The sequence below is a fragment of the Methylobacterium sp. 1973 genome, assembly GCF_040545035.1.
Taxonomy (GTDB): Bacteria; Pseudomonadota; Alphaproteobacteria; order Rhizobiales; family Beijerinckiaceae; genus Methylobacterium; species Methylobacterium fujisawaense.
The window spans coordinates 21,089-32,532 of sequence record NZ_JBEPLA010000005.1; the positions used below are offsets into that span (position 1 = coordinate 21,089).

General features: G+C 71.1%; 10 protein-coding genes. 6 read left to right on the forward strand and 4 right to left on the reverse strand.

The window, feature by feature from the left end; all coding sequences use genetic code 11:
* Positions 1–84: 84 nt before the first annotated feature.
* Complete coding sequence (wrbA, locus tag ABIC70_RS11365; protein WP_043348306.1) at positions 85–687, forward strand: NAD(P)H:quinone oxidoreductase; 603 nt, start codon at positions 85–87, stop codon at positions 685–687.
* A gap of 133 nt (positions 688–820) precedes the next feature.
* Here wrbA and ABIC70_RS11370 read toward each other — a convergent pair whose 3' ends face one another.
* Positions 821–1,819, reverse strand: a complete 999-nt coding sequence (locus tag ABIC70_RS11370; protein ID WP_179697185.1) for an L-threonylcarbamoyladenylate synthase — start codon at positions 1,817–1,819, stop codon at positions 821–823.
* A 137-nt stretch (positions 1,820–1,956) separates the two neighbouring features.
* On the opposite strand from ABIC70_RS11370, the gene ABIC70_RS11375 reads away from it, so the two are divergent.
* From ABIC70_RS11375 to ABIC70_RS11395, 5 genes are all read left to right on the forward strand, one after another.
* Positions 1,957–3,696, forward strand: coding sequence for an acyl-CoA dehydrogenase family protein (locus ABIC70_RS11375; protein ID WP_354439752.1), 1,740 nt, complete (start codon positions 1,957–1,959; stop codon positions 3,694–3,696).
* Positions 3,697–3,706: 10 nt separating this feature from the next.
* A complete protein-coding gene (locus ABIC70_RS11380) occupies positions 3,707–4,486 on the forward strand; it encodes an enoyl-CoA hydratase-related protein (protein ID WP_354439753.1) in 780 nt (259 codons plus the stop codon).
* 32 nt (positions 4,487–4,518) lie between these two features.
* On the forward strand, positions 4,519–5,325 hold the full coding sequence (locus ABIC70_RS11385; protein WP_043348313.1) for an SDR family NAD(P)-dependent oxidoreductase: 807 nt from the start codon (positions 4,519–4,521) through the stop codon (positions 5,323–5,325).
* Positions 5,326–5,568: 243 nt separating this feature from the next.
* Complete coding sequence (locus ABIC70_RS11390) at positions 5,569–7,254, forward strand: B12-binding domain-containing radical SAM protein (protein ID WP_043348316.1); 1,686 nt, start codon at positions 5,569–5,571, stop codon at positions 7,252–7,254.
* A 280-nt stretch (positions 7,255–7,534) separates the two neighbouring features.
* Positions 7,535–7,855, forward strand: a complete 321-nt coding sequence (locus ABIC70_RS11395; RefSeq protein ID WP_043348319.1) for a DMT family transporter — start codon at positions 7,535–7,537, stop codon at positions 7,853–7,855.
* A gap of 3 nt (positions 7,856–7,858) precedes the next feature.
* Here the strand turns inward: ABIC70_RS11395 and ABIC70_RS11400 are convergent, their stop codons facing one another.
* From ABIC70_RS11400 to ABIC70_RS11410, 3 genes are all read right to left on the reverse strand, one after another.
* Complete coding sequence (locus ABIC70_RS11400; protein WP_354439754.1) at positions 7,859–9,544, reverse strand: methyl-accepting chemotaxis protein; 1,686 nt, start codon at positions 9,542–9,544, stop codon at positions 7,859–7,861.
* Positions 9,545–9,641: 97 nt separating this feature from the next.
* A complete protein-coding gene (locus ABIC70_RS11405) occupies positions 9,642–10,646 on the reverse strand; it encodes a magnesium transporter CorA family protein (protein ID WP_043348324.1) in 1,005 nt (334 codons plus the stop codon).
* Positions 10,647–11,147: 501 nt separating this feature from the next.
* Positions 11,148–11,420, reverse strand: coding sequence for a hypothetical protein (locus ABIC70_RS11410; protein ID WP_043348336.1), 273 nt, complete (start codon positions 11,418–11,420; stop codon positions 11,148–11,150).
* Positions 11,421–11,444 lie beyond the last annotated feature (24 nt).

An 11,444-nucleotide genomic window follows, 5' to 3' on the forward strand; every position in this document is an offset into this window, starting at 1 on the left:
TTCTTGCAAGGCGCCAAATGCGCGATGGAGGGGCACGACGCTGGCCGACGATTCGGCCGCCCGACACACAGGAGAGACCCGTCCATGGCCAAGGTTCTGGTGCTGTACTACTCGACCTACGGTCACGTCGAGCAGATGGCCTACGCGGTCGCCGAGGGCGCCCGCGAGACCGGGGCCGAGGTCGTCGTGAAGCGGGTACCGGAGCTGGTCCCGGAGGAGGTCGCCCGGCAGAGCCATTTCAAGCTCGATCAGGCGGCCCCGATCGCCACCGTGGACGAACTGGCGCAGTACGACGCCATCATCTTCGGCACGCCGACCCGCTACGGCAACATGGCGTCGCAGATGAAGCAGTTCATCGACCAGACCGGCGGTCTCTGGATGAAGGGCGCGCTGGTCGGCAAGGTCGGCTCCGTCTTCACCTCGACGGCCTCGCAGCATGGCGGCCAGGAGACGACGCTGACGAGCTTCCACACGGTGCTGTTCCACCACGGCATGGTGGTGGTCGGCCTGCCCTACAGCTTCCAGGGCCAGGGCGGTGTCGAGGCGGTCAAGGGCGGAACGCCCTACGGAGCCAGCACGATCGCGGATGGTGACGGATCCCGCCAGCCGAGCGCCGTGGAACTGGAGGGGGCCCGCTTCCAGGGTCGCCATGTGGCCGGCATTGCCGCCAAGCTGGCCCGAGACTGAGAAGGCAAGAAAAAAGGCTCGGATTGCTCCGAGCCTGAAAGGAAAAAGGCCATTGGGGGCTGAGAAGGCCTTCGTGATCAATAAACGGATCAGGCCGACATCTGTTCCGCTGCCGGCAAAAATTTCTGCGCCGTCAGCGGGGCGCGGCGGCCCGGGCGAGGCGGTCGCGGATCGCCTCGCCGAGGCCGTCTTCCGGAATCGGCACCACCGCGATGGTGCCGGCCCCTGAGGCATCGAGGTCGCGCAGGGCGCCGAACAGGCGGGCCGCGGCCTCCGCGGGATCGCCCGACGGGCTTAGGTTGAGGCTGGCCCGCGCGGTTTCGTGACCGGCCGGGCGCTCGGCGCCGAACAGCAGCACCGCCTCGCCGGACTCGATCCGCACCGCATCCAGGCGGACCCGCGCCCGGGGCGCGTAATGCGAGGCGAGCATGCCGGGGCCTGCCGGCCTGTCGGCGTCGGCCGCCTCCGGAGATGCCGGATCGAGGCCGAGCACGTCCCGGAGCGCCGCCCGCGTGATGCCGCCCGGCCGCAGCAGCCGCGGCGCGCCGCCGAGGCAGGCCACCACCGTCGACTCGACGCCCACCATCGTGTCGCCACCGTCGAGCACCGCGGCGATCCGCCCGGCGAGATCGTCGAGGACATGGGCGGCCCGGGTCGGGCTCACCCGCCCGGAGCGGTTGGCCGAGGGCGCCGCCACCGGACGGCCGACTTCCGCGAGGAGCGCCTGGGCGAGCGGGTGCGCCGGCACCCGCAGGGCGAGGCTCGGCAGGCCGGCGCGGGCGAGGTCGCAGACCCGCGTGCCCGGATGGGCCGGGACGACCAGGGTCAGGGGACCCGGCCAGAAAGCCGTGGCGAGGCGGCGGGCCTGCGCGTCGAAGACCCCCTCCGCCAGGGCCGCGTCCGCATCGGCCAGATGCGAGATCAGCGGGTTGAAGCGCGGCCGATCCTTGGCGGCGAAAATGCCCGCCACCGCGGCGGCATGGGTCGCGTCCGCCCCGAGCCCGTAGACCGTCTCGGTGGGGAAGGCGACGAGGCGCCCCGCCCGCAGGAGCGCGGCGGCCTCCGCGATGCCGGCCGCGTCGGGAGGAAGCCGGCGGGTCGCGGTCGGACCCGTTGACCCGGGATCATTCATGCGGGAAGCCGTCTCCGAGGTCATGGCGATGCGAGCCCCGCGCGCCTATCCTCGCCCCGCCCTAGCGCCGGTGCGCGGGCGCGGTCAAACCCGCCCCGGATCGAACGAGCGGGCGGGCCGCAACACGGGAGGATCGTATGAGTTACCGCGCCCCGGTCCCCGAGATGCTCTTCACCCTCCGGCACGTGGCCGGGCTCGATTCCGTCGATCCGGACGACGCCGAGGCGATCCTGAGCGAGGCCGGGCGGATCGCCGCCGGCGTGATCGCGCCGCTCAACCGGGTCGGCGACCGGCACGGCACCCCCTTCGCGGAGGGGCGGGTCACCACGCCGCCCGGCTGGCGCGAGGCCTACCGCACCTTCACGGAGGGCGGCTGGAACGGGCTCTCGGCCGAGGCCGACCATGGCGGCCAGGGCCTGCCGAAGCTGATCGAGGCCGCCTGCACCGAGATGTGGAACGGCGCCAACCTCGCCTTCGGCCTCTGCCCGCTCCTGACCCAGGGCGGCATCGAGGCGCTCGCGGCCCACGGCTCCGACGACCTGAAGGCGCGCTACCTCGAGAAGCTGGTCTCGGGGGAATGGCCCGCCACGATGAACCTGACCGAGCCGCAGGCGGGCTCCGACCTCGCCCTGCTGCGCACCCGGGCCGAACCTGCGGGCGACGGCACCTACCGAATCACCGGGTCCAAGATCTACATCACCTACGGCGAGCACGATCTCGCCGACAACATCGTCCACCTCGTCCTGGCCCGGCTGCCCGACGCGCCCGCCGGCACGCGGGGCATCTCCCTGTTCCTGGTGCCGAAGGTGCTGCCGGACGGGACCCGCAACGACCTGCGCTGCTCCGGCATCGAGCACAAGCTCGGCATCCACGCCTCGCCGACCTGCTCCATGGCCTTCGGCGACGATGGCGGCGCCACCGGCTGGCTGATCGGCCAGGAGAACAAGGGCCTCGCCTGCATGTTCACGATGATGAACGCGGCGCGGCTCAACGTCGGCCTGCAGGGCGTCGGCGTGGCCGAGGCCGCGACCCAGCGGGCGCTCGCCTACGCGCAAGAGCGGCGCCAGGGTAAGGCCATCGGGGCCGACGAGGCGACGAGCCCGATCGTGGCGCATCCGGACGTGCAGCGGATGCTGCTGACCATGAAGGCGTACACGGCCGCGGCACGCGCCATCTGCTACCTCACCGCCGCCGCCCTCGACGCGTCGAAGGGCCCCGAGGGGCAACCCGCCCTGGACCGCGCCTCGCTTCTGACGCCGGTGGCGAAGGCCTTCGCGACGGACCTCGCCAACGAGGTGACCTCGCTCGGCGTGCAGGTCCATGGCGGCATGGGCTTCGTCGAGGAGACCGGGGCGGCGCAGCTCATGCGCGACGCCCGCATCCTCGGCATCTACGAGGGCACCAACGGCATCCAGGCGATCGACCTCACCGCCCGCAAGCTGCCGCTGAACGGCGGCGCCACGGCCCGGTCACAGATCGCCTGGATGCGCCGGGCGGCCGAGGGCCTGCTCAAGGCCGGCGATCCCGCCTTCGGCCACATGGCGGCACGGCTGCGCGACGGGATCGGCAGCCTCGACCGGGCCACGAGCCACCAGCTCGCCGCGCTGAGCTCCAACCGCCCCGAGGCGGCGCTGGCGGGCGCGACGCCATATCTGCGCCTGTTCGGCCTGACGCTCGGGGGCGCCTGCCTCGCCCGCAGCGCGCTCGCCGCCAGCGCCGCCCTGAAGGCCGGCGAGACCGATCCGGCGCAGGCCGCCCGCATCGCGCTCGCCCGGTTCTACGCCGAGAACCTGCTCACCGCAGCCGGCGGCCTGGAGCAAACCGTCGTGGCGGGCGGCGCCTTCACGGACGACGCCCCCCTGGCGCTGGCGGTTTGAGGAGCGGATTATGGCCGAACCCGTCGCGATCGACGACCTCTCGGGCGGCGTCCGCCTGATCACCCTGAACCGCCCGGAGAAGAAGAACGCGCTCACCGGCGCCATGTACGACGCGATGCGTGCAGCTCTGGTCGAGGCCGACGCCTCGGACCGGATCGGCGCCGTGGTCTTCGCCGGGCAGCCCGGCATGTTCAGCGCCGGCAACGACCTCGCCGACTTCATGGGCCAGTCCTCCGGGGATCGTGCCGGGGACGGGTTCAGCGCCTCGCCGGCGCTGGCCTTCATCCGCCAGCTCGCCCGCACCCGAACCCCGATGGTGGCGGCGGTCGACGGGATCGCGGTGGGCATCGGCGCGACGCTCTGCCTGCATTGCGACCTCGTCTATGCGAGCCCGGCGGCGCGGCTGCGCATGCCCTTCGTCGAACTCGGCCTCGTGCCGGAGGCGGCCTCGAGCTACCTGCTGCCCCTGCGGGTCGGGCGCCTCCGGGCGACCGAGCTGCTGCTCCTGTCCCGGCCGCTCGAGGCCGACGAGGCGCAGGCGCTCGGCCTCGTCAACGCGGTGCTGCCGGCCTACATGCTGGTGGAGCAGGCGGTCGCGCAGGCGGCGCGCCTCGCCGCCCTGCCCCGCGGGGCGCTGGCGGCAACCCGGGCGCTGATCCGGGGCGATCAGGCGCAGGTCGAGGCCGCCCTCGAAGCGGAGGCCAAGGCCTTCGACGCGCAGCTGCGCTCGCCCGAATCCCAGGAGCGGCTCGCCGCCTTCCTCAACCGCACCAAGCCCGTCTCGGCGTGAGCCCGCCCGACCTCTCCAAGAAGATCTGCCTCGTGGCGGGCGCGTCGCGGGGCGTCGGCCGGGGGCTCGCCCGGGCGCTGGGAGAGGCCGGGGCCACGGTGATCGTCACGGCGCGCTCCAGCGAGACCGGCCCGCGCACCGAGATGCGCCCGGAGGCGATCGAGGACACCGCCCGCATGGTCGACGCGGCCGGCGGGCGGGGTCACCATTACCTCTGCGACCACCGCTCCGAGCGCGCCACCGACGCGCTGGTCCACTGGACCCTGCGCCGGTTCGGTCGGATCGACGTCGTGGCCTGCAGCGTGTGGAGCGGCAACGAGGGCTATGACGGCGAGCGCTACCCGGACGGGGCCGGATGGGGCACGCCGTTCTGGCGCCGCTCGGCCGAGCCGTATCTCGGGCTGCTCGAAGCCGGGCCGCTGCCGGCCCTGCTGCTCGCCCGCGCGGTCGCCCCCGCCCTGGTGGCGGCGCGGACCGGGCTGCTGGCGCTCGTCTCCTTCGGGACCGAGGATTACCTCGGTGACGTGTTCTACGATTCCGCCAAGGCCGCCACCAATCGGCTGACCCTGGCCTTCGCCCGCGAACTCGCGCCCCACGGCGTCACCGCCCTCGGCCTCTCACCGGGCTTCGTCGCCACCGAGCGGGCGCGCGATCTCGGCCAGGAGGTGCACGCCACCGAGAGCCCGCTCTATGCCGGCCGGGCGCTGGCGGCGCTGGCGGCAGATCCGGATATCGCCGCCCGGGCCGGCGCGGTGCTGCATGCCGGCGACCTCGCCCGGATCTACGGCTTCACGGACGCCGACGGGACGCAGCCGGAGCGGTTCCGGGTCGGGCCGTGACGGAGCCTTGTCAGGCGTGTCGTGGAACCGGCGCACGCTCCCGACGGACGGGCCACACGAGCCTCAACGCTCCCCGGCGGGGCGATTTTCGGCGTTCGGTCCGGCGTCCTGTCGGGATTGGCGGTGCCGATTGCTGCGGGAGCGAAAAACGGCCTTAATTGACCCGCAGGTCAGAGGGCGATCCTGCACCCGGTTCCGTCTGGAGCCGGCGGGGCCGGGTATGTGTGGACGAGGGAAACTGGCATGTCGGAAGCGAACACGGCCCCGCGCGTGCTGATGGTGTTCCCGAAGTTCTACGAAAACTCCATGTGGAACTTCAAAGAGGCCATGGAGCTGCAGGGCGCCCGCGCGCCCGCGCCGCCGCTCGGCCTCATCACGCTGGCCGCGATGCTGCCGCCGGCCTGGCAGGTGTCGCTCGTCAACCGCAATTGCGAGGAGCTGACCGACGAGCAGATCCGCGCCGCCGACCTCGTGATGACCGGCGGCATGCTCCCCCAGGAGCCGGATTGCCTCGTGGTCATCGACCGCTGCGTGGCGCTCGGCACCCCGGTCTGCGTGGGCGGCCCCGCGCCGACCTCGACGCCCGAGGTCTACGACAAGGCCGACTTCCTGGTGCTGGGCGAGGCCGAGGGCATCCTCGACAAGTTCGTGGCCGCCTGGGAGGCCGGCGAGCGCCGCGGCCGGCTCACGGCCGAGAAGTTCAAGGCCGACGTCACCACGAGCCCGATCCCGCGCTTCGACCTGCTGACCTTCAGCCACTACCTCTACATCGGCGTCCAGTTCTCCCGCGGCTGCCCGTTCACCTGCGAGTTCTGCGACATCATCGAGCTCTACGGCCGCGCCCCGCGGACCAAGACCACGCCGCAGATGCTGGCGGAGCTCGACCGGCTCTACGGCCTCGGCTACCGCGGCCATGTCGATTTCGTCGACGACAACCTGATCGGCAACAAGAAGGCCATCAAGCTGTTCCTGCCGCACCTGATCAAGTGGCAGGAGGATCACGGCTACCCGTTCAAGTTCTCCACCGAGGCCTCGCTGAACCTCGCGGACGACGACGAGCTGCTCGGGATGATGCGGGACGCGAACTTCTTCGCCCTGTTCACCGGGATCGAGACGCCCGACGAGGCGACGCTGATCCAGACGCAGAAGAAGCAGAACACCAAGCGCTCGATCGCCGACAGCGTGCACAAGCTCTACGAGCACGGCATGTTCGTCACGGCCGGCTTCATCGTCGGCTTCGACACCGAGAAGGACAGCATCAGCAAGGCGATGTCGCTGTGTATCAGCCAGACCGGCATCCCGATCGCCATGGTCGGCCTGCTCTTCGCGCTGCCGAACACGCAGCTCTCGCGCCGCCTGCGCAAGGAGGGCCGCCTCTACGAGAACTACGCGGCGACCACGGCCGACCAGGGCGACCAGTGCACGCAGGGCATCAACTTCGTGACCTTGCGCCCGCAGCGCGACGTGCTGGCCGATTACCGCGACGTCCTCCAGGAGATCTACGACCCGCCGAACTTCTTCGACCGGGTCCGGGTGGTCGCGCGGCAGGTGAAGCGGCCGAAATTCGCCGCCCAGAAGCTGAACTGGCGCCACATCGCCCACGATCTCTATTCGCTGCTGCGCGTGTGCTGGCGGATGACCGTGCGCCGTCCCGAGCTCGCCAAGCACTTCTGGAGTGTGTTCCTGGAGACCGCCCGGCGCAATCCGGCCGCCCTGGAGGCGGTGGTCACCAACATGGTGATCTACCTGCACGTCTACCCGTTCTCGCGGTACGTCATCCGCGAGATCAACAGCCGGATCGCGGACCTCGACGCCGGCCGCTGGGTGCAGCCGCCGGTCCTGGCCCCCGAGGCTGAGACCTGCAAGGCGCCGCCCGTGGGCAAGGTTGTGGCGCGGGCCGAGGTGAAGCACCTGGCTGCGGTGGCGTGACGGGGCGTCGGTTCGGGTCATCCGACCCGCGCCCTCGTCCCGAGGTGCCGGAGCGCAGCTTTGGTCTCGAACGAGACCGCCACCGGGCGGCGCGCTTCCGGGAGGCCGCCTTCCAGGCCCGCTTCGCGGTCACCTCATGATAAGGTCCGTGGATCGGGCCCGTGCGGCGCCCTTGCCGCCGTCCCCCGTAAACCTTAGCTGATCCCGCGCGAGGCCACGTCCTCCCTCCGGTTAACGGGGCACAAGTCCGGGACGGCCCGGCCCTTTCAGGAGGGCCGCCATGGCCTGGATCTCTCTCGTCATCGCGGGCGTCCTCGAGGTCGTCTGGGCCTACGCGATGAAGCAGTCGGACGGCTTCACGCGCTTGTGGCCGACCGCGATCATGGCCGTGTCGATGGCCGGCAGTGTCGGCTTCCTGGCGCTGGCGATGCGCACGTTGCCCCTGGGAACCGCCTACACGATCTGGACCGGCATCGGCGCGGTCGGCGCCTTCCTGGTCGGCATCGCCGTGCTCGGCGAGCAGGCGAGCGCCAGCCGGATCCTCGCGGCCGGCCTGATCGGGTCCGGGCTCGTCCTGATGAAGCTGTCGAGCCCCGGCTGAGCGTCAGGCCGCGCGCACGGTGTGCAGGAAGCCGTCGATCTCTCGCCGCAGCTCGGCGGTCTCTTCCGAAAGGCTTGTCGCCGAGGCGAGCATCCGTGTGGCGGCCGAGCCCGTGTCGTCGGCCGCCCGCGCCACTGCGTCGATCGTCCCGGTGACCGCGCCGGTTCCGGATGCGGCCTCGGCGACGTTCCGGGCGATCTCCCGGGTCGCCGCGCCCTGCTGCTCGACGGCGGCCGCGATCGAGGTCGCCACGCCATCGATCTCGCGGATGCGGGATGCGATGCCGTCGATGGCGTCCACGGTCTGTCCGGTGGCGCCCTGGATTCGGCCGACCTGACCGGCAATCTCCTCGGTGGCCTTGGCGGTCTGGGCGGCGAGCTGCTTCACCTCACTGGCGACCACCGCGAAGCCGCGTCCCGCATCGCCGGCGCGGGCCGCCTCGATCGTGGCGTTGAGCGCCAGCAGGTTCGTCTGGCCTGCAATGTCGGTGATGAGGCGCACGACATCGCCGATCCGGCCCGCCGCCGTGCTCAAGTCCTGCACGAGGCCGGCGGTGGCGCCGGCCTGGACCACCGCGCTCCGGGCGAGTTCGGCAGACCCGTCCACCTGGCGGCCGATCTCCTGCACCGAGGCGCCGAGTTCCTCCGCGGCCGCCGCGACGGTGCCGACATGCTGGGCGGCCTCCTGCGCGGCCCCCGCCACCGTGGCCGAGCGCTCGGCCGTGTGCGTGGCCGTGCTGGTCATCGCCTCGGCCTCGGCCCGCAGGCCGAGGGCGGCGTCCGCCACCCGCGTCAGCACGCCGCCGACCGCGGCCTCGAAGGACTCGGCCAGGGCGTGAACGGCCCGCCGGCGCTGCGCCTCGGCGCCCTCCCGGGCCTGGGCCGTCTCCCGCTCCAGGGCGCGGGTGTGGATCAGGTTGTCCTTGAAGACCTGTACGGCCGCCGCCATCGCGCCGATCTCGTCGCGGCGCCCGGTGTGCGGGACTGGCACGCTCTCGTCGCCCTGGGCGAGGCGGCCCATCGCCCCGGTCATGCGCTCGATCGGGCGCGCGATCCCGAACAGGGCGAACAGCATCGCGGCGGCGGCGACCACGAGGCCCACCACGGTGGCGGCCATCGCGATCAGATTGGCGCGCGTCGCCGCCTGCACGGTCACGGCGACATTGGCCGCGGTCTGTGCCCGGGCAGAGGCGATGGACTCGGTCAGGCTCGCCACCGCGGCATCGTTCTGCGCACCCGTCGCGGGGTCCAGCACCAGCGCGAGCGCGCCCGGCTGATCGCCTGCGATCATCAGCTCGACCACCTGTAGCTGCACGTTCTGGTAGGCGTTCCAGGCGGTGGTGAAGCGCTCGTAGATCTCCCGGTCCTGGGAACCCGTCAGGCGCTCCTGGTAAGCCTGACGGAGGCCGGAAAGCTCGCCGAGGGTGTCGGTGAGCGCGGTCTGGTTCTTGTCCAGGGCTGCCGCGTCGGGCGAGGCCACCGCGAGGCGGTAGAGCCGCAGGCGGGCGTCCCGCACGGCCGTCCCGATGGCCTCGGCCTGGTTCTGCGTGGGCAGGGCCTGCTGGGAGATCGCCGCGGCGTTGCGCTCGATCTCCGACAGGCTCACGACACTGGCGATTCCCTGGCCGACGGCGGCGAGGGCAAGCAGGCCGATCGCACCGGCGAGAACCGTTTTCAGGGAGAAACGCATGGGAGGTTCCGTCATCGCGGCCATGCCGCGCCTGCAGGTCTCACCATGCTCCCGCAGAGACCTTAATATTTTTCCGGTCCTGGAGCAGACTTTGCCGTTAAAGCCACTTCTTCCAGCGAAAGAAAAAGTAAGGGAATACCGCTGCGACAACCATCATGACCAGCGCCATCGGGTATCCGAATGAGAAATCTAGTTCGGGTATGGCTTTAAAATTCATGCCATAGATCGACGCGATCAGCGTCGGCGGCATGAAGACGACCGCCATGACCGAGAACAGCTTGATGATGTTGTTCTGTTCAAGATTGACAAGACCGAGTGTTGCGTCGAGCAAAAATTGAATTTTCGTGGACAGGAAGGTGGCATGCTCCTCGAGGGATTGCAGATCCCGCAGGGTGGAGCGGACATCCTCGCGCAGATCGCGCGGGGCCTTGTTGGTCCGGTAGGTCGCCGACAGCGAGAGCAGAATACGCTCCATGGAGACGAGGCTCTCCCGCTGCTTGGAGATGAGATCGCCGTGCCGGCCGAGGGCGCGTAACGTGTCCTGAAGGGCGGTGTTGCGGGCGGACGGATCCTCCTGCACTTCGAAGATCTTGCCCGACAGGCGGTCGATGCGTTCGCCCTGGAGCTGGAGCACGTCGGCGGCCCGGTCGATCACCGCCTCGATCAGCCCGGCCAGGATGGTCTCGCCCGAGGTGGCCGACGCGCTGCCGTTGCCCATCGAGCGCCCGGCGCGCTGCGTGTACATGCGGAAGGCCTGCGGCTCCTCGTGGCGCACGGTGACGAGCCGGTTGCCGCGCAGGATGAAGGTGATGCCGGCGAGGCCCGGCTCCTCGGCATCGCTGACCTTCGAGAGCACGCGCCCGGTCATGTAGCGGGCGCCGTCTTCCACGTAGAGCAGCTCCGAGGGCTCGATGTCCTTCATCTCCTCGCGGGTCGGCACCTCGATGCCGGCGAAGGCCTCGACCTTCAGCTCCTCCTCGCGGCTCGGGCGGATCAGGTCGAGCCAGACGGTGTCTTCGGGGATCGTGTCCTGGAGATCGATGACGCGGCGTTCAAGCAGCGTGGCTCCGGCGCCGATGGCGGGCTGGTGGATGAAGATCACGAGCAGGTCTCGGATACGGATCGGTCACGGGACAGCGCAGGGCCGCAGCCCGCATCCGGCACCGCGACGATCGATGCAAGCTGTGCCGCGGATGTGGCGCTGTTTTCTGACGCTTCCGTGACATCGCCGCCCAATCCCTCGGAACAGCTCGGGGTCGGTCGGTGCGGGGCCGGTCGCCGCCTCGCCGAGGGCCTTGGGGTCGAAAGGGCGCTGAATAGGGGTGACGGAGCGGTCGCGCGCCCTCTCATGGACCGTCTCATGGACCGCCGCGGGCGCAACCGGTTCGTCCGGCCTGGGCGCCGTCAGCCGACCGTCGTCTGGGCGATCCCGCCGAATTCGGCCATCGCCGCCCGGAGAGGCGCCTGCTCGGTCCGGGTGGCATCGTCCCCGCGTCCGGCGAGCCGGGCTCACCCTGGCGGCGGTGGTCGCCTGCCGCCCGGCCCAGGACGACCCTGCGGCGGCAAGGTCCGCCGACCGCGAGCGAGTGCCCAGGACCCAGGCTCAGTTGCAGCCGTCGCAGATGCTGCGTTCGATCCGATCGGTCAGGGCGCGCTCGCGCCGCTCCTCCGTGCGGGACGGCACTTCGGCGGCCCCGAGCGACGTGCCCGGCGGCTTGGTGACGCCGAGGCTGTTGGTGTTCGGCGCCGTGATCGTCGAGGCCGGGCCGCCGCCGGTGCCCGTCTGATCGGGCGCGACCGTCTGTGCCGCGAGGGGAGCCGAGAGGGTGAGACTCAGCGCGGCCAGACCTGCGAGACGAAAATATCCTCGGCTCATGGAACCTCTCCAGTCTTCGAGAGA